Genomic DNA, 26798 nt, shown 5'->3' with positions numbered 1-26798 from the left:
TTCCACGTCCGCCTGGCATTGCCCGAAAGCAGCTTCGCCCGTTCGTCGGGACTGGCTCCCGCGATCAGCGCATGCGTCGCTGTCACCCAGGTCGCAAGGCCACCGCCAAGCGTGCACACCGGCCAGTCGCTGCCCCACACGACGCGGTCCCAGCCGAAGCAGCCGATCGTGTGCTCGACATAGGGGCGCAAGGTCTCGACGGTCCATGAGCCGGCATCGGCATAGGCGACGACACCGGAGATCTTGCCGATGACATTGGGACGCCGCGCGATCTCGGTCATATGCTCGCGCCACGGATNGGAGTTCAGACGTGTGCTCTTCCGATCTTGGCGACGACACCGGAGATCTTGCCGATGACATTGGGACGCCGCGCGATCTCGGTCATATGCTCGCGCCACGGATGTTCCGCACTGGCCTTGATGTCGGGCACGCCGCAATGGTCGAGCACGAACTGCACATCCGGCGCCAGATCGGCGAGCGCAACCGCCCTTGGAATCTGATGCGGCAGGACGACGAGGTCGAAGGTCAGGCCGGTGCCGGCAAGCCGCTTGATGTTTTCGCGAAACAGCGCGCTGTCCGAAAGCTCGTCCGGCATGACATGCAGCACGCGGCGGAACCCCTTGACGAAGGGATCGGCCTGCTGGCGCCCGAGATAGGCGGCGAAGCCGGCCTCCTCCGGGCGGCAGGAGGCGATCGCCCCGCGCAACAGACTGCCCTTCTCCAGCGACTGCGCCTTCACATGGCTGGTCTCGGCCTGGATGTCGGCTTCATCGACGTCGACCTCCATATGCAGCGCGGCCTCGATACCGGCGCGGCGGGCCTGGATCGCATATTCTGCGTGCGGGAAATCGCGGTTGAGCGCCGGCTCGCGGCTGAGCCAGGGATAGCGCAGCGCCGACAGGTCGATCAGGTGCAGATGAGTGTCGATGATCATGGCTGTCCTCCTCGGTGATTTCAGATCATCGCCAAATGCCTAAACCCAGCGCATGACACAAGCTTTGGCTCAGGCCCGCTTCGGGATCTCTTTGTCCTCGAGCAGCAGCGTCAGCCCCATGGCGACGAAATAGAGCGCCGCCACCCAGATGAACATCACGTTGAAGCCACTGGAGTAATGGTCGAGCACCACTTCGCGGATCGCGCCCGGCAGGCTCGATGCGAGGTGCGGCGTCAACCCGTTCAGGCCACCCGGCAGCAGGGCGGCGGCGTCTGCAGGAAGCTCGGCTGTCTGCCGGTTCAGCGCCCAGATCATCACCGCGCCGTTCAGCGCCAGACCCAGCGATGCTCCGAGCGTCCGCGCCTGGGTGATCAGCGACGTCACCGCGCCGATATCCTGCAGCGGTGCCGCCGCCTGGATCGCCACGATCAGCACCTGGAACTGCAGGCCCATGCTGATGCCGAACACAGCCATCATCGTTGCCAGCACCCAGATCGGCGTGTGCTGGTTGGTGAGGACAAAGCCCAGCATCAGAAACCCGCCAATAGCCATGGCGACCACCGGCATCCATTTGTAGCGTCCGGTTGCGGCAATTACCCGCCCGGCGACGATCGAGATGACCATCGATGTCAGCGACGCCGGCAGGAACAGGAAGCCGACTTCGGCCGGGCTGAGACCCGTCAGCGTCTGCATGTAGAGGGCGAAATAGAAGAACATGCCCAGCGTCACCGTTCCGGCGACCAGCGACACGCCCGAGACGATGCTGACCGTCGAATTGCCGAACAGCCGCAACGGCACGATCGGCTCTTCGGCCCGGCGCTCCACCATGATGAACAAGGTGATGGCGACCAGCGCGAGGAGTGGCAATACGAAGGTGAGCAGGTCCGGCCCGCTGGGGTCGAGCACGTGATAGCCCCAATAAACGACCGCCGTTGTGCCGATGGCGAGCAGCGCGCCGCCGAGATAGTCGATGCGGTGCCGTTTTTCGTTGAACCGGCTGCGCATGGCGAAGGCCAGCACCGCCAGCACGATGATGCCTATCGGCAGATTGACCAGGAACACCCAGCGCCAGCCGAACAGGCTGGTGATGTAGCCGCCGGCCAACGGGCCGAGCACTGATGACAGCGCGAACACCGCCGAACTGTAGCCCTGATATTTCGCGCGGTCGCGCGGCGAAAACAGTTCGCCGATCATGGCGAAGGCCGAGACCATCAGGCCGCCGCCGCCGATGCCTTGCAGCACGCGCGCGGCGATGAGGCTCTCCATCGACCATGCCATGCCGCAGACCAGCGAGCCCAGCAGGAACAGGCCGATCGCCGTCAGCACGACATTCTTGCGGCCATACATGTCGCCGAGCTTGCCGTAGAATGGCGAGACCGCGGCGGTCGAGAGCAGGTAGGCGGCACCGACCCAGCCGAACAAATGCAGATTGCCGAGTTCGCCGGCAATGGTGGGCAAGGCGGTGACGACGATCTGCATGTCGATGGTTGCCATGAACATGGCGATCAGCGCGCCGAAATAGACGATCAAGGTCGTAAGGTCGGGCCTGACTTGGGCCTCCACGGGCGCTGTGTCCGGCAGCGTCTGCTCGACAGTCATCGGTGTCTCCGTAGCTTGGGGCGCGATTTATGTGCCCACAGCCGAGAGGTGTCAAATAGGCGAAAACGCCATGCCTGGAGGCATTCCGTCCGGCTAACGGGAAGAGCCTTAGCGGACGTGCAGCCGTGGATGATGGTCGTCGCGACCAGTTCCGCGGGGTCGTGTGCAATCGGGTCGACGATGCTGTCGATGAAGGCAGTGTGATCGAGCGCCAGCGTCGTCAGATTGTGGCTCTCCACCGTGAACACCTGGCCTCGGTGCGCATGGTCACCGACATCTCGGGCAACACTGTCGAAGGCAATAGCTACGCCATATACGGCGAAAGCCTCAACACCGGCTTCCATACCCAAAAGGGCTATATCGGCGAGCGCTTCGATGCCGAGACCGGGCTGCTGTATCTCAATGCCAGGTACATGGATCCGGTGCTTGGACGGTTCATCTCGCCGGATGACTGGGATCCGACTAAGGAAGGCGTTGGCACCAACAGATATGCTTACGCATGCAATGATCCGATCAATAGGGGGGACAATAATGGCCACATAGCACCCCTCATTTGGGCTGCTGCGATCCTCGGTGCATATTTCATGAGTGTCGAGCCTGCAAATGCTCCTGCACCAACGGATACGGCTAAAAGTGTCAGCGGTGGCCAATTGATAGCAAACATGGCAATGGGAGCTGCCACACCACTACTTGCGGCAAAAGCACCATTTTTGACAATGTCAGCGGCGGCAAGGTGGCCACGTGCTTTCCGAATTGGCTGCCGCTGAAACAGGCCTTTTTGCACCAGGAGCAGCCACGGTTGCTGGAGTAGGAGCAACAGCCGCTGCAACAAGTGTTGCTTCGCTTCGAGGGGGGGGGTTACTCACGAAGCCGAACGGCTAGCGCAGTTAGGTCTTACCAAGAACAATGCCGGTTGGAGGCCAAACCAAGCTGATTTCGACAGCGCGGCGTTCAAAGTCATTGTGGGAGACGCAAAGTTTAGCCGGGGCGGATTGCCAAAGGGAACGATCTTTGACGGCATGAAGGTTGGAAATTTCGAGATCAAGGGAGGGCTTAGCATGCTGGATTCGACCTACCAACTTAGGCTCCAAACGTATCGATCGCTGAAAACGAACATGCCTCTTACGATCGAGACGACGCGGCCCATCAACCCTACCTTCCAGAACTGGCTAAACCGGTGGGGTGTTTTGGTTCCGAGACAGAAGTGATAGGCATGCGAAGGGATGGGCTGTGGAATTTATGATGACGAAGTGGCATGTTGCGAGGGGCGCGCGCGCCGATGCCGAAATAAATAATAAAATCTTTCTGATCAAAAACGTCTCTGAAATGAGGGCAACTTATCAGGTCAGACTTCTCCTTTATCGAGCTGTGCAGGAAGGTACGCGGTTGGTTTTAGACCTTCCAAAAGAATGCAAGTTGAGCGCCAATTTGAAGGCCTTGGCTAAAGAGCATCGCCGTAATTTTGAAATCACGAGAACCTGATGGGACTATATCTAGCTGTCTTTGATGGCGATGAGGAGCTGGATGGGGTTGAGGTAGGCTCGTATGCTGACTTCGAAACGTTCCGCTCTAAGGTTGCGACGCACGTAGAACAGGGCGTCGCAGGATCGCGGTGTCCAACACTGATGGTTCATTCTGACAGTGACGGACAATGGTCGCCCGAAGAGGCAGCTCTATTGCAAGCGGAGCTATTGTTGATCACCGATAGCTTCTTGAAGCTGCCCCCTGAGCCTCTTGGGGATGGTTGGAAACCAGAAGTAGCCCAGATGTTTGGGCTTCGGCCGAACAGCCTTTATGACTGTTTTTTTGATGTAGACGGCGAGCCTCTCTTGGACCGTCTGATTGGCTTGGCTCAACTGAGTACGCAGCGGAATCTTCCGATTTTGTTCCAATGAGGATGAGAGCCCGGATGACGACTTCAACCTTAACTGGCGAGGCACCCCGGTCCGCCGCAGGCAGACCGATCTGGCTTTCAGCCGTAACTTGAAGCCACCGCTTTTCAGGCGGTGGAGCATTAACTCGATCCCGCTGGTGCTCAATGCGCTGACCGACGCGCTCTCGGTTCTGCAGGAGAAACCCAACCCCCGGTCGCACCCACCCCCCACCACCAACCCTGTGGATAGACTCCAAATCCCCCCATCAATCCAAGCACTCAACCTCAGGACGTCCTAAACTAAGGCCCTTGGGGAATCGGGTGTATGTCAATCGGGTCAAGCAATCGCGTCGTATTGTGCCTGTTGCTTGCACTTGCCGGCTGCAATTCCACGCCGGGCAAGGACTTTTTCACCGAGACTATCGACAGCCTGCACGCCAAGAACTCGCCCTTGCGGGCGGGATACACCGGACCATCCACCGTCACCTCGGCCGCGAGCGCCGGGCAGCGCTTCAACGGCGCGCAGTATCAGGGGTCCGGCCAGTTCGTCTCGTCCAGCGCCCCCGTCACCCAGGTAACGACTGACGGCTCGGGCCAGTTCGAGCTCAACCTGGTCAGTGCGCCGATCGCCGATGCGGCCAAGGCGGTGCTGGGTGACGCGCTGCACCTCAACTACATCGTCGACCCGCGCGTGCAGGGCACGGTGACGCTGCAGACCTCGCAGCCGGTGTCGAAGGATGCACTGGTCGACATACTGGAATCAGCACTTGCGGTGAATGGCGCGGGCATCACCAAGCGCGCCGGCACCTACCAGGTCGTGCCGCTGTCCGAGATCATGTCCAACACACCGCCGGTCAGCGTGCCCTCGGTGTCGCCTTCGGGGCCCGGCGTCAAGGTGCAGGTGCTGCAGCTGCAATATATCGCCGCCGACGAGATGAAGACCATTCTCGAGCCGATCACCCGCCAGGGCTCGGTGCTGCGGGTCGATTCCACCCGCAACCTGATCACCGTCGCCGGCAATGACAGCGACCTCAATGCCATCCGCGAGGCGGTGTCGGTGTTCGATGTCGACTGGATGCGCGGCATGTCGGTGGCGCTGCATCCGCTGAAGACCTCGAAGCCGGAAGCCGTCGCCGCGGAACTCGATTCCATCTTCGGCACCAAGGACGGGCCGGGCGCCAAGCTCATCCAGTTCATCCCCAACGACCGGCTGAATTCGGTGCTGGTGATCACCTCGCGCCCGGCCTATCTCGCGCGCGCCGCCAGCTGGATCAACAAGCTCGACAGGCTGGCGGAGTCCAACGAGGACCAGCTCTTCGTCTACCAGATACAGAACCGCCCGGCCAAGGAACTGGCCGCTGTGCTGAGCTCGGTTCTCGGCACCTCGGTCAAGACCGAGGGCGGCGCGGACGGCTCGAACGTGTCGCCCGACCAGACGCCGATCGCCATGCAGTCGGACGGCATTACCCCGGTGCCGTTGACCGGGCCGTCGCCTTCGATGCCGCAGCAGGACGGACAGCCGCCCGCCCACGCCACCGTCGTCGCCGACATCGAAAACAACGCGCTGCTGATCCAGACCACGGCGCGCGACTATGAGCGCATCGAGCAGATCCTGACCAAGGTCGACATCTTGCCGACGCAGGTCATGCTGGAAGCGGTCATTGCCGAAGTCACGCTCAACGACGAGCTGAAATACGGCCTGCGCTGGTTCTTCGAGAATGGCGGCACGAAGGTATCGGTGACCGACGTGGCCAAGGCGGCTGCCGCCGCCACTTTGCCGGGTTTCAACTGGAGTTATGCCACCGACAACATACAGGTGACGCTGAATGCGCTGTCCTCGATCACCGATGTCAACGTCATTTCGGCGCCGACCATCATGGCGCTGAACAACCAGAAGGCGATCTTGCAGGTCGGCGACCAGGTGCCGATCCTGACCCAGCAATCGCAGGATACCGGCAGCGGCACGGCGCCGATCATCAACTCGGTGCAGATGAAGGACACCGGCGTCATCCTGACGGTGACGCCGCGCATCAACAATGCGGGCCGGGTGATGCTCGACATTCAGCAGGAGGTCAGCAACGTTGCCGAGACGAAGAGCTCCGGCATCGATTCACCGACCATACAGCAGCGCAAGATCCAGACCCGCGTGCTGGTCAATGACGGCGAAAGCCTGGCGCTGGGCGGCCTCATCCAGCAGAACAACAGTGTCGGCCGCACGCAGGTGCCAATTCTCGGCGACATCCCCATTATCGGCAACGCGTTCAAACAGAAAAACGACAAGATTGTGCGTACCGAACTGATCATCTTCATCCGGCCGCATGTCGTGCGCGACATCAACGAGGCCCGCGAAGTGACCGACGAATTCCGCGGCAAGATTAGCCTGCAGACGCCGATCCAGAAACGCCGCGGCGGCACCAAGCTGCAGCAGGATTTGAAGAGGCTGGCCTATTGATCGCGGCTGCGCACCCATCGCTCCTGCTGGCTGCCACGTTCGCCCTGGCGGCAATTCTCGCCGCCATTTCGATCGCCGATTTCCGCCGCCAGATCATCCCGGACGGGTTGAACCTGGCGCTGGCCGCCGTCGGCCTAGGCTATCAGGTGGCGGCAGCCGGGGCGGACGGCCTGCCGTTGCATCTCCTGTTTGCCGCAGCGACCTTCGCCGCCGCCTGGCTGCTGCGGCGCGGGCACTTCCTGATGACCGGCCGGATCGGGCTTGGCCTCGGCGACGTCAAGATGCTGGCCGCCGCCGCATGCTGGATCGACCCGTTGCTTCTGCCGGTGTTGCTGTTCATCGCCAGCGCCACCGCGCTGCTGTTCGTTGGTGGCCAGGTGGTAGCGAGCGGTCCGGCAGCCGCGCGGGCCCGCATTGCCTTCGGCCCGTTTATCACCATCGGCCTCGGCGCCAGCTGGGTGCTGGAACAATTCGCCGGTTTGAACATGGGACTGCTCTGATGATCATGCTGCGCTTTAAGCAAGCTTCCGAAAAATCCGGCCGCGACACCAGCGAAAGCGGGTTCACGCTGGTCGAGCTTCTGGTCGTTCTCGCCATCATTGCCTTGATCGCGACGCTCGCCGCGCCTCAGGTGTTGCGCTATCTCGGCTCAGCGCGGACCAACGCCGCCAAGGCGCAGATCCGCAACATCGAAAGCGCGCTCGAACTCTATTATGTCGACAACGCGAAATACCCGACCGACGAAGAAGGGCTCGCCGCCCTGGTCACACAGCCGGCCAGCGAAGCGCGCTGGAACGGCCCCTATCTCAAGGGCGGCCTGAAGGATCCCTGGGGCAAGCCCTATTCCTACGAGGTGAAGGCCGATGCGAGCGGCGTCGTCATCCGCACGCTTGGCAAGGACGGCAAGCCCGACGGCACCGGCGAGGACCAGGACATCACCAACTGATGCCCGCCAACTGAAGCGAGACGGGACGCGTTATGGGTCAGGCTCTTCAGCTCACCGGCGGCGGCACGGCGGTTGCCAGATCGAGGCGGGCAAAGCCCGTCGACGAGTAGGTCGCGCCGTCCCTCGCCACCGAGATGGTGAACCGCACGGCAGCAGGCAGACGCCGTGGAGCGGACCAGCTCGCCGACCATGACGGGACTTTGGCCGAGGCGTCGAGATATTCGAACCTTACCGCGCTGACGCCGGCGATCAGCAGCACCGGTTGGCCTCCAGTCGATTTGGCGGCATCGCTGCCGCGTCGGATTTTCTGCACGATGGTCAGGTCACTTCCAAGCGAAACGGCGACCTCGCGCAAGGCTGAGGATTTGAAGCCGATGGCCTGAACGGCGTTGAACTCGATGCGCGCGCCGGTGCCGCTGAGATAAAGCACCATGTCGGGCGTCGACTGCGACAACGGCAGCGGCTCGGCGCTGCCGATCGCCGTTTCGAGAAACCGCGCCGCGGCATCGACCTCCATCTGCATCTCGGTCGTCTTCTGGATCCGCATCATGGTCCGCGCCTGTCCGAGAAAGACGATCATCAGCGCGGAGATCACGCCGATCATCGCCAGTCCGACCAGCACGTCGATCAGCGCGAAGCCTTCGACCGATGCCGATGATTTGGGGCGCCGGTCGGTCCCGAATATTTGCTTGAGAACACGCTGCCCGGATGGCCGGCCCCCACGACGCGCATGGGCTTGGACCAGCCGCCGGATCATTGCCGATCCTTCGCGGGCACGAAGGTCAGGAACGGCTGGCCGGCGCCGTTACTCCTGCCAATGACGACGGCAACCATCTTCGTCTTCGACACCACGATCGGGCGCGTCTGCAACTGCCAGCCGGATCGCCTGCTGTCCGTTCCGGCCTCGTACTCCGACAGCATGATGCGCGCGGCCCTCGCCGCTTCGATCTGCGCCTTGGCGATGGCGATGCTGCGGCTGGCCAGCACGATCGACTGGCTGGCGATGCCGAGCACCAGCGCCAGGATCGTCATGGCGACGATCATTTCCAGGATCGAAAACCCGTCTTCGGACGAAGGCTCTGTCACGGCAATGCCCGCCATGTCGGAAGTCCGGTCAGCCAGTTGACCGCAATGCGCGCGGTCCGCGCCTTTTGCTGCAGCGAAATATCCATGCCCGACGCGCTGCCGTCGGGCAGGAAAGTCAGCACCGTTTGCCGTCCGGCGACGACGGTCTCCTGGCCGGTAACGACCGTCAGTTTGACGTCATCCGGCAATGCGAAAACATCGCGCTCGCCAAAGCGAATGGTGCGGGCGCCGAGATCGACGAGGACCTCTCTCGGCCGCGCGGTGGCAATGGCCGAGGTGCGCGACAGGCGCAGCCGCATGGTGATCTCGCCGGCCAGCGTCTCCAGGCTCTTGCTGCGGTAGTGGCTGACCAGCCCGGGTGCGGCGATGGCCGCCATGAGCGCCATGATCGCCAGCACCACCAGCATTTCGACCAGGGTGAATCCGGCCTCCGCCTGCTGGCTGGCTTTCGCGGCGGCGGCGGTCATTGCAGCGCCAGATCGTTGATCGAGAGGATCGTGGTCATCACCGAAATGACCAGGCTGCCGACGAGGAAGCCAAGCGAAATCGTCAGCGCCGGCGTCAGCAGCTTCAGCACCGTGTCGATCCGCCGCGTCAGCGTCAGCTGCAGCATTTTCGCGGCGCGATCCAGCACCACCGGCAGCGCGTTCGCCTCTTCGCCGAGCGACACCAGCGACATCGTCGCATGATCGAAAATCCCCGCCTTGACGACCGCGCCGTGCAGGCGGGCGCCGTTGGCGACATTGTCCTCGATCGAGGCAAAGCTTGCTGCCAGCGAGCTCTGCCTCGACACATTGGCGGCGAGCCCAAGCGCCTCGGTCATCGCCACGCCATTGCCGAGCAGCAAGGCCAGCGTTTCAAGGTAGCGCGCGATGACGGCATCCCTGACCAGCGCGCCGATCAGCGGTATCTTCAACACCGCGTGCGAGAACTGTTTTCTGGCGCCGGCAGAGCGAGACAGCACGAGATAGGACAAAAGGCCGAGCACTGCCGCCAGCGGGAAGACGAAGGGGTAGTCGCGGAACACCGTGCCGAAGACCGACAGCATCTTCATGGTGAACGGCTTGGGCGCGGATGAGCCCTCGAAGATCGGCTCCAGCGCCGGCACCAGCACGGTCGCCAGAATGACCAGCGCCCCGCTCATCACCGAAAGCAGAAAGGCCGGATAGGCCAGTGCCTCGCAGATTGCCGCGCGGCGCTTGGCGGTGGCCTCGAACGTGTCGGCCAGCCGCTGGCAGATATAGGCCATCTTGCCGCTGCGCTCACCGCTGGCGAGAAGTGCCGCGACATCGGAGGTGATGCCCGGCAGGGCGGCAAAGGCCTCGGCGATCGGCCGCCCGCCCGTGGTGAGATCGAGCACCGATTGCAGCTGCTGGCGCCGTTGGCGGTTCGCCTCGCCGGCGATGACCGCGCCGAGGGCGCGGTCGACGGTGAAGCCGGCGTTGAGCAGCACCGACAGCTCGGAAAACAGCCGGCTGAGATCGACCTTCCGGGTAAAGGTCAGCGCGCTTCGCCCCGGCAGGCGCAACTGCGGTCTGTCGCTGCTTACCGGGGCGAGGTGATAGGAACGGCGCCCTTGCTGCGCCAGCTTGCGGGCGGCCTCCTGCTTGGTCGAGGCATCGAGGACGCCGCTCTCCGTGCTGCCGTCGACGAGATAGGCGCGATAGGCAAAGGCCGGCATCAGCCATCCCCCGCGAGATCGATGACGCGGCGGACCTCGTCCATCGTGGTAACCCCGGAGCGGGCAAGCGCTGTGGCATGGACCGACATCGGCACCAGATCGTCTTGCGCGGCTATGCGGCCGATCTCCATTTCGCCGGCGCCCTGGTCGATCAGTTCGGCAATGCGCGGCGAAACCTGCAGCATTTCGTAGGTCACCGTGCGCCCGCTATAGCCCGAGCCATTGCAGGTGCGGCAGGGCGACCCGGCCTGCTCGAGGCCGTGGCAGGCCGGACAGACATGGCGCAGCAGCCGCTGCGCGATGACGCCGCGGATCGTCGCGCCCAGCAGGTAACCATCGATGCCCATGTCGCGCAGCCGCGTCAACGCGCCGGCCGCGCTGTTGGTGTGCAGCGTCGAGAACACCAGATGCCCGGTCAGCGCCGCCTGCACCGCGACCTGCGCCGTCTCGCGGTCGCGGATTTCGCCGAGCAGGATGATGTCGGGGTCCTGGCGCAGGATCGACCGCAGGGCCGCGGCAAAGTCGAGGTCGATCGCCGGATTGACCTGCAGCTGGGTGATCCCGGCCATGCGGTATTCCACCGGATCCTCGACGGTGAAGATCTTGACGTCGGGCCGCGACCGTTCGGCCAGGATCGAATAGAGCGTCGTCGTCTTGCCGCTGCCGGTCGGCCCGGTGATCAGCACGATGCCATTGGCCGATTGCGACATGGAGCGGATCTTGGCTTGCGCGGCACTGTCGAAGCCAAGCTTTTCCAGCTTCAGCTCGACACCGGCGCGGTCGAGAATGCGCAGCACGATGGCTTCGCCATGGATGGACGGGATGACAGAGACGCGCAAATCGATATCTCTGCCGCGCACGGCGATGCGCATGCGCCCGTCCTGCGGCAGGCGGCGTTCGGCAATGTTGAGCCGCGACAGGATTTTTATGCGCGTGGAAATGCCCGACAGCATCGCGATTGAGGCGGTGTCGACGGTGGACAGCATGCCGTCATGGCGGAAGCGGATGCGGACATGGTCCTCGAGCGGCTCGATGTGAATGTCGGTGGCCCTGGCGTCGACCGCCTTGTGGATGGTTTCGGCGACGAAGCGCACGATCGGCGCCTCGCGGGCGAAATCCTTCAGCCGCTCGAGATCATCAGGACCGAAATCCATGATCTCGCCGGCACTGCCGCCATTCGACGCCGCCGCCAGGGCCGACTGCTCGACACGGTCGATGCATTCGGCGATCACGCGCCTCGGCAGAATGCGCAGCGCCAGCGTCCGCTCATAGTGGAAGGCAAGCGCATCGATGGTTGCCGACGAGAACGGATCGGCGACGGCGACAACCAGCCGCTCGGTATCCATCTGCAGCGGCAGGATGGCGTTTTCCCGGAGATAGGCCAGCGGCACGCCGGCCAGCATTTCGGCGCTGACCTGCTCGGGGACCTCCACCGGCGTCGGCGCTCCGAGATAGCGGCTGAGGCTGTTGGCGAGCTCCTGTTCGCCGATCAGCCCGAGTTCGGTCATCACCGTATCGAAGGGGTGGCCGGATGTTCGCGATGCACCGAGTGCGCGCTGCGCGGCATGCGCGGTCAGCACTTTCTCGCCTTCGAGGAAGGTGAGAAACGCCTCGATCCCCTTGGCCTGCGCTGCGGCGTTCATGCGCTCCACCTCGTCAGCAACTGCGCGGCGTCAGCCCCGAACAGCATCTCGCAGCCGGCGGTGGCCGCGGCTGGCGGCTGTGCAGTGGCATCGCCGGCCGGGCTGCGCGAGACACGCGCGAATGGCACTGGGCCTGCCTGGGATTTCTCGATGATGAAGCCGGCCTCGCCTGCGATGCCGGAGCCGTCCCGCCTGACAACAATTTCAACCGTATAGGCCGATACATCGGTCGCGCCCGCAACGACCGATGCGTTGGGGCCGCCGACAAGAACAGCGCGAAGCCGGCGCGGCGCGCGGTCGGCGCTGACCGTGCCGCGCTTGGAGTTGACGGTGAAAATCCCCTGCAGGTTGCGCAGCGGGATCGCCGCAAGCGCGGAAAACTCCTGCAGTTCGGATACCGATTCGAACGGCGCCTCTTTGTCCTCAGGCGGCCCGACCGGGCTTCTGGCCTGCGGCAGGCCGGCGAACAGTTTGGCGCTGTCGCGAAACCGGATCGCGGCCTTTGCCAGTTCGTCCGCCATCTGCTGCTCGAAGCCGAGCGCGGCAAAGCCCAGCCCCAGCAGGCGGTCGTCAGCGGCATTGAGATCGATCAGCCCACCATGATCCTGGACGCGCAGGACAAAGCTGTAGCCTCCCGACCGGCACGCGGCCGGCGTCGAATCCAGCGGCAGCTTTTCCGTGACCTGCTCCGCGGTCAATTCGCTCGCCACCACATTGCCGAGCCCCTCGGCAAGCAGCGACAACCGCTCCTGCTCCAGCTCGTTGTTGGCGATCATCAGCCGCGTTTTGGCGGTGACGGCGAAGGGAACGACGATGGCCGAGACGATCAGCATGAACACCAGTACAGCAACCAGCGAAAAGCCGGCGCTGGCGCTGTCGTCCCCTACGGCTGGGAGAGCTTTGCGCTTTACGAATACCCCCGCCCTTGATCCCTCCCCACAAGGAGGAGCAGGGCAAACGCATATGGCGCTCCCCCACTCCGTCTCGGCTTCGCCGAGCCACCTCTCCCCCACATTCGTGGGGGAAGAGGAAATGCTAACCACCGAGGTCGCAGCCTCGAAAGGCTTGGGTTTCCTCTCCCCCATGGACATGGGGGAGAGGTGGCCGCGCAGCGGCCGGAGTGGGGGGCTGGCGTCGCCATACGCGATTGCCCTGCCAACCTCAGCAAACATGCGCCCGCTCATAGTTCCGGCTCAGGTGGCGGGGGCGGCGGCGGGGCCGGCGGCGGGTTCGTCCATGGCGGATGCAGCGGGATGCGCGCCACCTTGCCGTCGCGCTCCAGCACGGCCTGGTCCTTGTCGATCACTGACACCGTCCAGCCGTCGACGGTCTCGCCACTGGCATACCAGAGCGCTTCATCTTTGCCGGCGACGCGCAACAGCGCTTTTCCCGCTCCGCCCTGAATGCTGATGCCGAGCAGCGATGGCGCGGCCGCCGGCGCGACGTCCACCGGCGGAGGCGCCTGTTCGACAGGTGCCACGGCAACCTCCACCGGCAGCGGCGCTGGCGGTGGCGGTATGATCTTGCGCCGCATCGGCGTGAACAGCGGCCGCTGGAACGTCTCGCTGAAATCGCCGGCCTCGGGAAATTGCAGCGCGCCCGCAGCAGATGCCGGGCCGCCATCATGCCCCTTGCCGGAGGCAATCGGCGAGATGTCGACCGGCGTGTTGTAGAGCGCGACATTGACCAGCACGAGAACCGCGATACCCCCCGCAATCGCCAGGCCCGCAAACTTCCCGCTCATGGCTTGACCCCGCCGGGCGCAGCTTGCGTCTGCAGCGGGCCGTAAAACAGGATCTCGGCAGACAGCTCAGGGTCGCCCATCCGTCCCGCGGCAGGGCTGACATCGGTGGTGCGCAGCGTCGCCTCGCGGATGAACAGCACCGGCAGCGAGGTTTCGAGGGCGAGCACGGCGTTGTGGATGCCTTCCAGCGGCCCCGACAGATTGACCCGCAGCCCGATGAAATCGACGCCGCCTTCACTCAGCACCGGGGCGTTGCCGGCCGACAGCACGCTGACGCCATTGGCGGCAGCGATGGCGTTCAGCCGCTTCTGCAGCGCACCGCGAATGATCGCCTCGCTCTCGCCGGTGAGGAATTCGGGATTGGCCGCTTCCACCGGGCCGGTGTCGCCGTCGAGGCGCTTGGCCAGCGCCGCCACGTTTTGCAGCTGGCCGAGCAGCGCGCGCTTGTCCTCGATCCCGGCCCGCGCCGAGGCGACGCTGTCCAACGCCGCGAACACCAGCCAGGCACAGAGACACGCCGCAACCGCTGCCAGCGCCAGCGCGATCAGGCGGCGCAGCGGCGGGCTGGTGTTGAGGATGGCGGAGAGCATCGTCAGAGCGCTCCGATCTTGGCCGAAATGGTGAAATGTTCGCCGTCCTGTCCGGGCACCTTAACCACGGGCGAGGCGAATTCGGGCGCCGAAAACAGCGGCGAGGCATCGATCGGCTGGATCAGTTCGGCCGCCGAGGTGGCAAAGCCGGTGATGGTCAGATCGTCGCCCTTGGCCGAGAGATCGGTGAGCCAGGCCGTGTCGGGAAGCAGATGCGTGAGTTCGGCCCAGACCCGCACCAGCGACGCCGTCGTCTTCTTCTCCTGGCGGATTTTCTCGACCCGCTCGATGCCGGCCTGGCGCTTCTGCAGCGACGCGCGTGCCGTCTTGGCCAACACCTGCGCATCCGCAATCTGCGCGTCCAGTTCGCCATCGGCCTGCCAGATCAGCCAATGCGCGTGGACGAAGGTGATCAGCAGCGCTGCCGCCAGCGCCGAACAGGCGGCGATCCAGGTGCTGCGCTTGCGCCGGTCGCGCGCCGTCGGCGGCCAGATGGCGGCCAGGCTGAGCGGATCGGCGCGCAGCGTCTCTCCGGGCTGCGCCAGCGACAGGCTGCGCACCGAACCGCCGGCGCGGCGCACCGCATCCAGCACCGCGGCAAGCGTCTTGCCCTTGACGACGTGGTAGGTGCTGTCTTGCCTGGCAGGCCTAGCCCCGGCATCCCTGGCAAACACGACATGCACCTGCGCCGGATCGAGCGGCGTCGCGGCCAGAAGGTCGAGCTCGGCCATGTCGCGCGCCTGCCGGACCGGCAGAAGCCGCGGCGCCAGCTGCCGGGTCAGGAACAGCCCCGGCTGGATCACGACATCGAAGCGCGGCCGCCTGACCCGGCCCCCGCCCTGCAGCAGCGCCAGGATCTCATCCGAAGAGGCGGTCAGCGCCAGCGGGATCGACTGAAACTCCGGCGCCCCGGCCTCGCGCACACGAATGCCGTCATCCGCCAGGCTGACGATCCAGTCGCCGCTAGAAGCTTGCTTTTTTCTAGGCGAAAGCCGCGCCCCTCGCAGCTCCTCGAGCCACCAGTCCCGGAAATCCAGACATTGCGCACTCAATGCCGCCACGCCCCACCCTGCCCCGGTTGATTCTAAGCCGAGGGTTTTCGCACTGAGATTACAGGGGCTGGTGTGACGGGGATATCAGCGAGATTGCGGAGGGCTGATTAGCCACAGCTTTTGTTGGCTTGGTGTGAACGCCGCAGGCAATCAGGGTCGGCCGGAGTCAGGATCAGATGCACATGGTTAGGCATCAGGCACCATGCCCAGATACCGACATCGGCAAGCCGGCAATGCGCCGCCCGTAGGTTCTTGTAGAGCGCATAATCTTTCGCCGTGAAAAACACCTTGGCGCACCCGTTGCCACGCTGGGTGACGTGATGCGGCAGACGACTATACGGGCAAGACGGGACATGGGGTTGACCTGAGCACAGGTGTTATCGGATAGGCAACAAAAAGTGCACTGTCACCGTAATCCTGTCACCGTAGTTCCCGGTAATTCCTAGAGTGCGCTGTCAGCGTAATTCGCCACCTCCCTAAACAATGGTGAGCAGGGAACAGTTTACCCCCGCAGGTGAGCCATTGCTTTTATCTTTCGGTTCTTAAAACCTCATGCCGAGCGAGATACCAGCGAACGGGTTCCGTCTGGTATCCCATATCGAAAACCTGCTGCATCCGCTCCATGCAGCCCGTCTCGTCGCCCGAAACTCGGCGCAACGCGCCATCGTGGAACAGTGCAACTCCGAGCGCTAACTTGATTGAACGATTGCTATCAGCAGCCCGAAAGGCCGCAGCCAGGTTTCGCTCCTTCGTCGCACCTTCCAGCGCATCCTCGAAGGCGATCTCTCCCAGCATTTGTTTCACGGTCTGAACCGGGTAGCGGAACAGCGTCGGGCGCTTGTTGTATTTAACGTTCAGCTTGCGTAGGTATTCAAACGCGTAGTCGCGGGTGGCATCGTCACCCGTCGTCAGGGCCATGTAGTGCAGGACAAGTCCGAAGGTCGCACCACCAGCCAGGTCGGGCGCCATGCCTATTGATCGATCCACAATGCCAGCACACAGCTCACGAGTGAGCTCGATCGCCCGAGCGCGATCATCAAGACACCAATAAGCTGCGCTTATTTGTAGTTGTTGCCCTGGAGCATCCGGAGTGTTCTTCTTCTGATAGGAATCTACTTGGTATAGAAGAGGAAGCGCTGCTGTATAATCTCCTGTCCCGCAATAGGATTTTGCCAATCCATCGATCCACCCGATATCATTCGGCTCTGCAACGATTATCTCTCTAAATGCTCTGACCGCTTCGTCAAAGCGACCCGCTAAAAGGAGATCAAGTGCTGACATTAGAAATCAAACCCTCCTCGGATATTCCCGTTAGCATCATAGGTTACCGCGCGGACGGAAGACGGGTTGTAGCCCCAACGCCCCACCTGGCTGCTGAAGGCTCGCAGCCCGCTAGCGGTATTCGGCTTAATCTCGATATGCTCAAAGCCAAGCTGCTTCGCGTAGCTGGGATCAACCGACAAATCCACACCTTTCAGACCAGGAGCAGTTCGATCAATGATACCTGTCACACCCTGAGCTTCTAGTTTCCCACGCAGCATCGCTCCAACAGCGATGTGCGCCTCATCGCCAAACGGTGTTGTCCCAAACTTGAGGCCCACTGATGGAGTATAGCTCCCGATAATTGCTCCTCCTTCCCTAATCGCCAGTTTACCACCAAATACCTCGGCGCCGAGTAGTGCGCCTGCTCTGATAGGCGCACCACCCGGTATTGCCGCAAACACCTCGTCACGAGTTTCCACCTTTCCTGAAGCGCTCAATTCAGCCTGGCGCTGCACCTCATCAGCAACCCTAGAATTCAAACGTTCGTACGGATCTTTGTGGAGATCGAAGAAACCACCACGGTGCATTCTTATGGCTTCGGCACGCTTCTCAAGTGCCCTCTGCTCTGCTCTGTCCTTTGCGGCTTTGTCAGATGACGGTGTCGCGGCAACATGGCCGTTGTTGTCTGCCTTATTCACCGGATCATTCTGAGCATACGCATATCGATTGGTGCCAACACCCTCTTTCGTCGGATCCCAATCATCGGGTGAGATGAAACGCCCGAGCACCGGATCCATGTAGCGTGCGTTGAGATAGAGCAGCCCGGTCTCGGGATCGAAGCGCTCGCCGATATAGCTCTTCTGCGTCTGGAAGCCGGTGTTGAGACGCTCGCCATAGGTGGCGTAGTTGGTGGCCTCGGCGATATTGCCTGAGGCATCGGTAACCATGCGCACCGAGGCCAGGTGGTCGCGGTGCAGGAAGGCCTTTGTCGTGCCGGTCACCTTGATGTCGGGATGCGGATATCTGGTGTATATCTCTGCGCCCGGCGTCGCCGGATTGATCTCGACCGAAGCGTCGGGATAGAGCGTGGTGGCGAAGGCCGAGGCCTTCTTCACCCGCGCACCGTCGGGACCGTAGCTGAGGTTGACGGTGTTGGCGGCCAGCGTGACGGTCTTCAGCCGGTTGGCTTCGTCCCAGGTCAGCGTACGACTGCCATCGGAGGTCAGATTGCCATTGGCGTCATAGGTCATGGCATTGGCGCCGACCGTGACCGGCGCATGCGGACGAGCCGCGCTCGCCGAGGGATAGACATAGGTGCCGGCCACACGCGAGCGTGAGGTCAGATTGTCGTTGGCGGCATAGACGAATTGCTCGCTGAGCACGGCGTTGCCCAGGTTGGTGCTCCAGATCAGCCGGTCGGCATTGTCGTAGCCATAATTCCAGCTGTCGGAGGGTGTCCGCCCCGTGATGGTGGTGATGCGGCCGAGTGCGTCGCGCGCATACTGATCGTCGAGCAGGACGGTGGCGCCCTTGGACGTGGTGACGCGCGTCAGCCAGCGGCGGGTCGGCGAATAGGTGAAGGCAGTCTTCACGCCATTCGCGTAGGTGATCTCCCTGGTCTGCCCATCGGCCTCATAGAGCGTCGAGGTGATGAAGCCCGGGGCGGAGACGAGCCTGTTGCCGGCGCTGTATTGCAGGCGGTGGTCCCAGTCGCCGAACCACAGCTCGCCCGGCTTGTAATTCTTCAGGATGGTCTGGCCGGACCCGTCGTGGATATCGACCGTGGTGTGCATCAGGCCGGCAATGGTCGTGTCGTGCCAGCCGAGCTTGCCAAACCCGTCATAACTGTAGCTGTGCGTCGTTGTCGCGTTGGTCGAGGTGGTGAGCTGGCCGATATTGTACCAATAGCTTGGAGCCGCCTGGTCATAGGTGTTCTGGGTGAGCACAACTGGGCTGCCACCCGGCGCCGTTGCCGTCTTCAGCGTCAGCCGGTCCATCTGGTCGTAGCTGAGCGTCGTGACCGTGCCCCTGGCATCGGTCTGGCTGACCAGCCGGTTGGCGGCATCGTAGGTGTAGGACCATGTGCCGAGATCGGGATCGGACGCCGTCAGCCGATTGCCGACCATGTCGTAGGTGTAGGTCCAGTTTGAGCCGCCGGGATCGGTGACGCCGATCAGGCGGCCGAGCACGTCGTAGGTGCGAGTTTCCGCAAGCTGAAGTCCCGCGAAGTCGCGAGCCACGCCCGCGACATCGCCGCGGGTCGACCAAGCTGTCTTGGTCTGATGACCAAGCTCGTCGGTCGTCGTCACGGCGTTCAGCCGCGGCGTCGTGGTCGCGGCGGTGGCTAGTTCGTTGAGGTAGCTGCGCTGGCTTGTGTCAGGATTGACGGTCTTCACCGGCCGGTCGGCCCAGTCGTAGCTGTTGGTGGTCCATTGCGCGGTCTCGCCGACAAAGCGCGGGAAGGCGGTGCGCAGGACATTGCCGCGCAGATCGTAGTCGGTCTCGGCAATGCGTTTGGCGCCCGCCGCCGTCTCTCCGGGGGTTTCGACACGATAGACCCGGCCGAGCCCGTCATAGTAGGAGCGGGTGAAGTCTTCGCCGGCGCCATTGGGCAACGGCGTGTATTTGACCAGCGCCTGGGTCGCCGGATTGCCCTCGTTCTCGAAGCGCGCCTTGGCATAGGCGCCGGTGACGCTCTGCGAGACCTGGTAGAGGCGACAGAACGGATCATAGGTGAAGGTTTTGACCAGGCCGTTGAAGTCGGTCTTCGTCGCCAGCAGGCCGCAGGTGGTATTGTAGGTGGCCGTCGAGACAAAGCGCGTGTCGGCTGTTTGCCCGCCCGTCGCAAAATACTTCGGCGCGCGTTCCGTTACCGGATAGAGGTGATAGGTCGCGTCGTAGTCCCACTCGGTCTTGTGGCCGAGACTGTCGGCGGCAGAGACCTTGTTGCCATAGGTATCATACGCAAAATACTGGCTGACGGTCTTGCCCGTAGTGACATCGCTGAAGGTCTGTACCCACGTCAGGTTACCTTTGGTCGGCACCGCCCAGACATCGGTGCTGCCATCATAGTAATTGTGCTTGTAGCTGACATAGGGGTCGGTGCTGGTCAGCCCGGCATGCGTGCGCTCGGCAATCAAGGCCGAGACGATATAAGCGCTGGTGTTGGGCGAAAAGAAACGCTCCGTCCAGGTCTCGTCGCCGCTGACATCGGTGCGACCATAGTCCTTCATGCTGATGATGTTGTTGTAAGCATCAAACCAGCGCTGGACCCGCAAGGTGCGGCTGATGTTCTCGGTCAGCGTCGTATCGGTCGCCGTGTTTTGCACCGTATAGGGTTTTGCCGCCGTGTTGACGACGTACGTCTCGGCCACCTGTTTGTGCACGGTGCCGGCACCATCCTTCCACACCGTCAGCGACGGCAGGCCGTAGCTCGCCAGATCCTGCCGGTAGGTGGTCTCGATCTTCGACGGCGCCGTCTCGCCATTGGCAAGCGGTTTTGTCTCGACGATCGACGCAAAGCCCAGGAACTTGCGCGCCGCCGGATCGTATTTGCCGCCGGCATAGGCGTACATGCTCACCGCCGTCTGGCCCCGGCCATCGCTGACCGACAGCTTCGTCACCGCGTGCACGACCTGCGGCAGGTAATTGTTCGCCCAGGTCGAGGAAGGCGAATACTCGACCGCAACCGTGCCGCCGAGCTCCGTCACAATCTGCTTCAACAGGTTCGGATTGCCGGTGCCGGCATTCGAGATGAACATGCTGCTGTAGTTGGTGAAGTCCGGCAGGCCGTCGCCGTTGANTCGGATTGCCGGTGCCGGCATTCGAGATGAACATGCTGCTGTAGTTGGTGAAGTCCGGCAGGCCGTCGCCGTTGAAATCGCCGATGACCGTACCTGCTTTCGCTGTCGCAGGCAGCGTGAACTGTACCGGCGTCATCGCCGTCGAAGACGGGCGAAGCGAGAAAATCCTGACCGTGTCGACCCTCCACTGCTGCGGGAGGTTCAGCGCGCCGTCTATGGTGATGACATCCGTGCGCCCGTCATTGTCGAAGTCACGCAGGATGGCAGATGTTCCCGACATCGAGGAAATCGAGTAACTCTTGAAGCCGACGCCCGTCGATAGCCAGACCGCGACGCCGCTACCGCCGAAGCGGAAAACATCCGTTGCCCCGTCGCCATTGAGATCGGCAAACACACACATGCCGGAGGTTTGAGATTCCTGTGCCGGGCAGCTGATACTGAAGGATGGTCCGCTTTTCTGCCAGACGCCGCTCGAAAGCGTTCCCTTCCGTGCCGTTCCGCCGCTACCCCAAAAGAATGGCTGCTGTTTGCCGTTGCCCAGGAAGTCGCCGACACCGATTACTGTTCTGGGTTCACCGCCACCGACGTGATTGGCGGTGTCAATGCCATCGCCATCACCGTCTGCGATGACTGAGGGACGGGGTGAAGATCCGGACGGAATATCCGGGAGTCCATCGCAAACGGCCTGATAGCCTGCTGGAGGAGATGGATCGCAATTCGCCTTTGTCAACGCAAGCAGAGTATCTGTGATTCCAATCGACTGGGTGCGCGACGTGGTTACATGGCCAGTGGCTCCATTCATCGTGCTAGTCGTTATCGAAAAGCCAAAATCTTCCGTCGATTTTGTCGCAATAAAGCGACCGGGCTGAGCAAAGATGCCGACGTCATCGTCAGGACTATTCGTGATTGAATGTGCGGCTATCGTCAATGAATTCGAGCCGGCAGGAGCACCGGTAGGGCCAAAACGGTATGTGTTTTCGTAAAATGTTTTGGTTGTCGTAGTGTCGCCCTCATGTCCTCCCGAATGTCTGGTCGTCGTCTGATCAGATTCTCCGAATACTTCGTCGCGGCCATCGAAGTTCAAGTCTCCAACGCTTTGCGGATGTGATCCGGGTAATGTCTGAGATCCGTAAATTGGCGCATTGATCGTTGAATAAACGCCATCAGTGTTCTGATAAACCATTTGGCCGAGCGACTTCGACGATCCGCCAGAGATCGTGCCGTCGGGTACAACGGTCGCATCGGTGCCGTAACGGGTGACGGCGGTGAGCCGTGAGGTGTTGGAAAACGGCGCCTGGTCGTAGGTCAGCTTGTAGGCACTGCGCAGCACGTTGCTGGTCCAGACACTGATCGACTTGATGCGTAGGGTCGTCTCGGAGATGTCGCGCCCATTGCCCATCAGGATCGTATCGGGCCGCGTCTCGTAATGAAACCCGATCACCGTTCCATTGTAGGTGATCGTAGTGGGATAACAGACCGGGCTGGCACAGGCATAACTGTAGGCAACGCTGTTGCCGTTGGTGTCGGTGACCGAGGTCAGCAGCCAGCGATAGCTCATCGCCAGGTCATAGGCCGGCGTGCCGGCGGTCGGCGTCAGATTGGCAACCGCCGCCACCGAGCGGAACGTCGAGACGGTCCCGTCACGATCCGTCACCTTCCACTCGTTTGTGGTGCTGTTCAGCGCAATGCGCCGATAGCTCTCATTCTCCGTCGCATGCGTGCCACCTGTGGCGCAGGACGGCGAAATCATGCCGGCAACGCAGGCCACCATCGCCCGGCCGTCAAGCAGATAGATGTCGTTGGCGTCGAAGGCCGGCATGCCGTAACCGGGCGTTGCGCGTTCGATCACGTCGAAGCCGTCGAGGCCCCAGGCATAGCCCAACCAGCCCTGGTAGAGGTCACCGATCTTGGTCTTGCGTGAAGAGTTGTAGTTGAGCGCAATCTGCGGCTCGATGCCGTGGAAGTCCGGAACATCGATGCCGATGCCATAACCCAGATTACCGTTGCCGCCAGCCTTGGGCAGGTCCACCTTCGGCGTACCGATCGCCTCGGGATCGCCGCTGTCGGTTGCCGTGGCTGCCTCAGTAGCCGCCACGGCCGCTGCCGGCTCCTCCGGCGCTGCTTCCGTATCGGTCTCCTTGGCCGCCTTGCCTTTTGTATCGGTCGGCTTCGTATCGGCAGCCTTGGTGTCGCTCGCCTCGCCGTCGGTTGCCTTGGCATCCGCCGGCTTGGCGCCAACCTTGGCCGCCGCATCAGGGCTGCCCGTCGCCGCGTCACCTGTCGCGCCTGTCGCCGGGGCGGGCTTGGCGGAGCCGCCGCCCAGCGCGGCGCCGCCATTGCCGAAACCGCTGCTGGCTGGCGCCCCGGGCGAGGCGCTCTGCGCAAAGGCCTCTATTCCTGCGCCACCTCTAATATAAGAAAGTGAAGATATATCCGCGCCGAAGACGCCAGCGGCAAACATAGCCGCGCCAAAAAGCAACCGCTTCATTGAATCCCCCTAGCCAGTTGCTTGACGCTACTCCTGCTTGACTTGGTTTATACGACGGCGACCCGTCACAACCCAGATATCCACAGCTTTATTTTGCACGCATGGGTTGCGCATGGAGCCCCATGCGCCCCTGCCAGCGGAGCGACCGCATAACGGCGCTCCCCTCAGTGTCTTGACGTTGCCTAGCCAGGGCGGCCACCCGCATACGTCGTAAGTGTGCCTGCTCACCGTCAAGCTCTGCAGGGTCTCCCCGTCCCTCAGACCGTCTTATTCGCCCCTATATTCGCCGCCTGCTTCGCTCCCATCCCAAGCAGCAAATTGTCGTCGGAGAGTTCGTCTCCGCGCGCCTGCCGGAACAGGTTCAGCATGTCGTCGAGGCTCTTGCGCTGGTCGCCGGCAATGTCGAACACGATGGTGCCTTCGTGCAGCATGACGGTGCGGGTGCCGTGATCGAGCGCGTCGCGCATCGAATGGGTGACCATCAGCGCCGTCAGTTTCTGCTCCTCGACGATCTTGCGTGTGAGGTCGAGCACGAAGGCCGCCGTGCGCGGATCAAGCGCTGCGGTGTGCTCGTCCAGCAGCAGGATCTTCATGCCGGTCAGCGTCGCTGACCGCCTGGCGCTGGCCGCCGGGCTTCGACGATGACGCTCAGGATGACGCTCAGGCCGCATTGGATCTTTTATTGGTCGAAGAAACCGGCGTCCTCTTCCGCCAGGTATTTCTTCGCGCCTTCGGCATCGATGTCGACGCCAAGGCCCGGAGCTTCGAGCAGGTCGATCATCGAGTCTTTCACGATCTGCCCCTTGGGCAGGCCGATGACGATGTCCTCCCACCAGGGATCGGAGGCGCTGGGATATTCGAAGGCGATGTAGTTGGCCGGCAGCGTGGCGCAGACATTGATCAGCGCGCCTAGGCCCAGCAGACCGTTCGCCGTGCCGTGCGGCGCCATCATGATCGAGTGCATATAGGCATGCTCGGCCACCCATTTGAGCTCGGCGATACCGCCTATATCGGCGGGGTCCGGACCGATGACGCGCACAGCCTGTGTTTCGATCAGTTCCTTGAAATTATGGCGCAGATAAATCTGTTCGCCCGTGTGGATCGGGGTGTCCGTCGATGTCGTGAGTTCGCGGTAGGCCTGCGGATTGACCCACGGCACGTAGTCGCCGGTCAGCATATCCTCCAGCCACATCAGATTGTATTTTTCGACGGCCCGCGCGAAACGGATGGCGTCAGGCAGGAACCAACCGGGGCCGCAATCCAACGCCAGCGAGACCTTATCGCCGAGCACCTCCTTCATGGCGATGACGCATTCGATCATATGCGCCATGCCGCGCTCGCTGATCTGCCCCTGGTCCATCGCGCCGTGATAGGTCGGCGGCTGGCGCACGCCATAGTGGAAGTCGGGAACGCTGGTCTTCATGTTGGAATGGAAGGAGATGCCTTGCTTGACCATGAAGAAACCTTCCGGCCGCTCCATCATCCATTTGACGTCGGCCGCGTAATCCTCCGGCCTGTCCCCGGTGCGCTTCTTGCGGATGGAACCGTTATAGACCCGCACCTTGTCGCGCACCTTGCCGCCGAGCAGTTTGTAGACCGGGACGCCGGCGGCCTTGCCGGCGATGTCCCAGAGAGCATGCTCGATAGCGCTGACGGCGGCGCCATAAGGCTTGAACGAGCCCCGCTGCCGGATTTTGAGCATCACGCGCTCGACGTCGGTCGGGTCCTCGCCGATCAGCGCGTCGCGGAAATGCAGGACCCAGGGCTTGAGGTAAGGCTTGGTGTATTCGACCTCGCCGAGGCCATGGAGGCCTTCGTCGGTGACGATGCGGACGATGGGATGCTTGCCGATGACGGCGCAGCGCAGATCGGTGATTTTCATGATGTCCTCTATTTCACCGACGAGAAGGCGGTTGGCGCGAGAAACTGGCTGGAAATATTGGCCAGGATCGGGCCATCGCGCTCGGACTCGTCGCGGACCTTGAGCCAGGCCGGATCGGTGGTGAAGGCCTTCCATTTCACTTCGCGCTCGGCAAGGGATTCCCAGGCGACGAAATAGGTCAGTCGATTGCTGCTTTCGCCGACCACCGTGGTGAAGAACCCGGCCTGGCGGATGCCGTGTCTATCCCACAGCGCCAAGGTATGGTCGTTGAAACGCTTGAGCAGCGCTGGCAGCCGGCCCGGCAGGCAGTCGTAAATGCGAAGTTCGTAGATCATGGTCGATCCTTCTGTTCATCTCTCCCCCAAAGGGATCTCCCCAAGGGAGAGGTATAGAGTCAGCTCCAGGTGCGGTCCCAGGAATATTCATCGTCCCAATGATCCGTCGGTTGCCAGATGCCGGTGACGCCGGGCTGCAGGTGCTGGCTGATCACTTCGTCGACGACGTCGTCGATGCCCAGGCCCGGCTTGTCGGGTACGGTGATGAAGCCGTCCTTGACCAGCGGCTTGGGCAGGCCAGTGACGATATCGTCCCACCAGTCGACCTCGACGCTGTGGTATTCGAGCGCCATGAAGTTTTCCGTCGCTACCGCGACATGCGCGGCGGCCATTGCCGCGATCGGGCTTTCCGCCATGTGAATGGCCATGGCGACGCCATGCTCCTGCGCCGCGTCGCCGATCTTCTTGGTCTCGAGAATGCCGCCGGTGGTCAGCAGATCCGGATGGATGACCGAGATGCCGGCGTTGAGCAGCGGCTCGAAGCCTTCCTTGAGGTAGATGTCCTCACCGGTGCAGATCGGCACCGACGTCGCCTGCTGCAACTGCCGATACTGCTCGGTGTACTGCCAGGGGATCACGTCCTCGAGCCAGGCCGGTGCGTATTTCTCGATCCGCCGGGCCAGACGGATGCCGTCCTGCAGCGAGATGTGGCCGACATGGTCGATGGCGAGCGGAACCTCGTAGCCGATCACCTCGCGGACCTCGTGGATATATTGGTCGAGCAGGTCGATGCCCTTTTCGGTGAAGTGGAGGCCGGTGAAGGGATGCGGCACGTTATGCGCATCATAGGCGGCATTACGCGCCCGGCGCTCGGCCAGCGTGCGTGCCGGACCGCGCGCGGCATGGCTGCGGAAACCGTCGAGCACGCCGGCCGGCGCCACCACTGCGCCCGATATGTGCGAAATCTGCGCCAGACCGAGATCCATCTTGAGGAAGGTGAAACCGAGATCCATCCGCGCCTTGAGCCGCTTTCCGGTCTCGGTGCCGCTGGGCTTGTCCGCGTCGGTGTCGCAATAGACACGCACCTTGTCGCGAAACCGTCCTCCCAGCATCTGGTAGATCGGCACGCCATACGCCTTGCCGGCGAGGTCCCAAAGCGCGATCTCGATTGCGGAGACACCGCCACCTTGCCGCCCATGGCCGCCAAATTGTTTGATACGGCGGAACAGCCGGTCGACGTCGCAAGGGTTCTCGCCCAGCAACCGGCTCTTCAGCATCAGCGCATAGGTCGCGCTGGCGCCGTCGCGCACTTCGCCCAGGCCGACAATGCCCTGGTTGGTGTAGATCTTGACCAGCGCGGAGGTGAACGGCGCGCCGACGATCTCGGCAACGCGCAGGTCGGTGATGCGCAGGTCGCTCGGCCTGGAGTTCGTATTTACCCGATTGAGCGCCTCGCCGGCGCTACCCGTCTTTGCCATGGCTTATCC

Annotated in this window: 21 protein-coding genes and 2 pseudogenes; 6 read left to right on the top strand and 17 right to left on the bottom strand. The window is 62.7% G+C overall.

The genetic code is table 11. The annotated features are described in order from the left end of the window. Positions 1-1003: 1003 nt before the first annotated feature. Positions 1004-2533 carry an MDR family MFS transporter gene (locus X771_RS153060; protein WP_023696271.1) on the bottom strand — a complete coding sequence of 510 codons (1530 nt, stop codon included), beginning with the start codon at positions 2531-2533 and terminating at the stop codon, positions 1004-1006. Positions 2534-2658: 125 nt separating this feature from the next. Between X771_RS153060 and X771_RS1000000168785 the strand changes: the two genes are divergently transcribed. The 6 genes from X771_RS1000000168785 (at position 2659) to gspG (ending at position 7804) form a co-directional block, all read left to right on the top strand. Then, positions 2659-3300, top strand: a complete 642-nt coding sequence (locus X771_RS1000000168785) for an RHS repeat-associated core domain-containing protein (RefSeq protein WP_084566757.1) — start codon at positions 2659-2661, stop codon at positions 3298-3300. 475 nt (positions 3301-3775) lie between these two features. Beyond that, positions 3776-4015 (top strand): hypothetical protein, encoded by a 240-nt coding sequence (locus X771_RS153075; RefSeq protein ID WP_023696274.1) that lies wholly within the window; start codon positions 3776-3778, stop codon positions 4013-4015. Next, positions 4015-4428 (top strand): Imm70 family immunity protein, encoded by a 414-nt coding sequence (locus X771_RS153080; protein ID WP_023687886.1) that lies wholly within the window; start codon positions 4015-4017, stop codon positions 4426-4428. The genes X771_RS153075 and X771_RS153080 overlap by 1 nt, the downstream gene beginning before the upstream one ends. 303 nt (positions 4429-4731) lie before the next feature. Further along, a complete protein-coding gene (gspD, locus tag X771_RS153085) occupies positions 4732-6858 on the top strand; it encodes a type II secretion system secretin GspD (RefSeq protein WP_023687885.1) in 2127 nt (708 codons plus the stop codon). Then, on the top strand, positions 6855-7358 hold the full coding sequence (locus tag X771_RS153090; RefSeq protein ID WP_023687884.1) for an A24 family peptidase: 504 nt from the start codon (positions 6855-6857) through the stop codon (positions 7356-7358). The genes gspD and X771_RS153090 overlap by 4 nt, the downstream gene beginning before the upstream one ends. Then, the gene (gene gspG / locus X771_RS153095; protein WP_023696276.1) at positions 7358-7804 is read left to right on the top strand and encodes a type II secretion system major pseudopilin GspG; all 447 of its coding nucleotides are present in this window, start codon (positions 7358-7360) and stop codon (positions 7802-7804) included. Before X771_RS153090 ends, gspG begins: the two co-directional genes overlap by 1 nt. Before the next feature lie 46 nt (positions 7805-7850). On the opposite strand, the gene X771_RS153100 is transcribed toward gspG, so the two are convergent. The 16 genes and pseudogenes from X771_RS153100 to X771_RS153175 all read right to left on the bottom strand — a co-directional run bounded on the left by X771_RS153100 (position 7851) and on the right by X771_RS153175 (position 26789). After that, on the bottom strand, positions 7851-8561 hold the full coding sequence (locus X771_RS153100; protein ID WP_023687882.1) for a type II secretion system protein GspJ: 711 nt from the start codon (positions 8559-8561) through the stop codon (positions 7851-7853). After that, positions 8558-8905: a type II secretion system protein gene (locus X771_RS153105; RefSeq protein WP_023687881.1), complete on the bottom strand. Its 348-nt coding sequence runs from the start codon at positions 8903-8905 to the stop codon at positions 8558-8560. The genes X771_RS153100 and X771_RS153105 overlap by 4 nt, the downstream gene beginning before the upstream one ends. After that, complete coding sequence (locus X771_RS153110) at positions 8887-9357, bottom strand: GspH/FimT family pseudopilin (protein ID WP_023687880.1); 471 nt, start codon at positions 9355-9357, stop codon at positions 8887-8889. Before X771_RS153110 ends, X771_RS153105 begins: the two co-directional genes overlap by 19 nt. Continuing rightward, entirely contained in the window at positions 9354-10571 is a 1218-nt protein-coding gene (locus X771_RS153115; protein ID WP_023687879.1) for a type II secretion system F family protein, read from the bottom strand. Before X771_RS153115 ends, X771_RS153110 begins: the two co-directional genes overlap by 4 nt. Next, positions 10571-12214, bottom strand: a complete 1644-nt coding sequence (locus X771_RS153120; RefSeq protein WP_023687878.1) for a GspE/PulE family protein — start codon at positions 12212-12214, stop codon at positions 10571-10573. The genes X771_RS153115 and X771_RS153120 overlap by 1 nt, the downstream gene beginning before the upstream one ends. Continuing rightward, on the bottom strand, positions 12211-13398 hold the full coding sequence (locus X771_RS153125; RefSeq protein WP_245262582.1) for a general secretion pathway protein GspK: 1188 nt from the start codon (positions 13396-13398) through the stop codon (positions 12211-12213). Before X771_RS153125 ends, X771_RS153120 begins: the two co-directional genes overlap by 4 nt. After that, a complete protein-coding gene (locus tag X771_RS153130; RefSeq protein ID WP_023687876.1) occupies positions 13395-13958 on the bottom strand; it encodes a hypothetical protein in 564 nt (187 codons plus the stop codon). Before X771_RS153130 ends, X771_RS153125 begins: the two co-directional genes overlap by 4 nt. Further along, positions 13955-14548, bottom strand: coding sequence for a type II secretion system protein GspM (gene gspM / locus X771_RS153135; protein ID WP_023687875.1), 594 nt, complete (start codon positions 14546-14548; stop codon positions 13955-13957). Before gspM ends, X771_RS153130 begins: the two co-directional genes overlap by 4 nt. A 2-nt stretch (positions 14549-14550) precedes the next feature. Continuing rightward, a complete protein-coding gene (locus tag X771_RS153140) occupies positions 14551-15609 on the bottom strand; it encodes a PilN domain-containing protein (protein WP_023687874.1) in 1059 nt (352 codons plus the stop codon). Positions 15610-16128: 519 nt separating this feature from the next. After that, positions 16129-16881 carry a hypothetical protein gene (locus tag X771_RS1000000168090; protein WP_023696285.1) on the bottom strand — a complete coding sequence of 251 codons (753 nt, stop codon included), beginning with the start codon at positions 16879-16881 and terminating at the stop codon, positions 16129-16131. After that, the gene (locus X771_RS153150; protein WP_245262574.1) at positions 16881-20573 is read right to left on the bottom strand and encodes an RHS repeat-associated core domain-containing protein; all 3693 of its coding nucleotides are present in this window, start codon (positions 20571-20573) and stop codon (positions 16881-16883) included. The genes X771_RS1000000168090 and X771_RS153150 overlap by 1 nt, the downstream gene beginning before the upstream one ends. A gap of 325 nt (positions 20574-20898) precedes the next feature. After that, a pseudogene (locus X771_RS1000000169175) lies at positions 20899-21066 on the bottom strand (VCBS repeat-containing protein); the annotation flags it as partial. 2345 nt (positions 21067-23411) lie between these two features. Next, positions 23412-23762, bottom strand: a pseudogene (locus X771_RS01000000164935) (hypothetical protein); the annotation flags it as partial. Between the two features lie 71 nt (positions 23763-23833). After that, positions 23834-25036 carry a mandelate racemase/muconate lactonizing enzyme family protein gene (locus tag X771_RS153165; protein ID WP_023687869.1) on the bottom strand — a complete coding sequence of 401 codons (1203 nt, stop codon included), beginning with the start codon at positions 25034-25036 and terminating at the stop codon, positions 23834-23836. 8 nt (positions 25037-25044) lie between these two features. Continuing rightward, complete coding sequence (locus X771_RS153170; RefSeq protein ID WP_023687868.1) at positions 25045-25371, bottom strand: NIPSNAP family protein; 327 nt, start codon at positions 25369-25371, stop codon at positions 25045-25047. Positions 25372-25430: 59 nt separating this feature from the next. Next, positions 25431-26789, bottom strand: a complete 1359-nt coding sequence (locus X771_RS153175) for a mandelate racemase/muconate lactonizing enzyme family protein (protein ID WP_023687867.1) — start codon at positions 26787-26789, stop codon at positions 25431-25433. Between the last annotated feature and the right edge of the window lie 9 nt (positions 26790-26798).

It is taken from the genome of Mesorhizobium sp. LSJC269B00 (assembly GCF_000502815.1).
In the GTDB taxonomy this organism is placed as follows: domain Bacteria; phylum Pseudomonadota; class Alphaproteobacteria; order Rhizobiales; family Rhizobiaceae; genus Mesorhizobium.
Note: the sequence above shows the minus strand (reverse complement) of the source record. Positions and strands in the feature narration are given on the sequence as shown.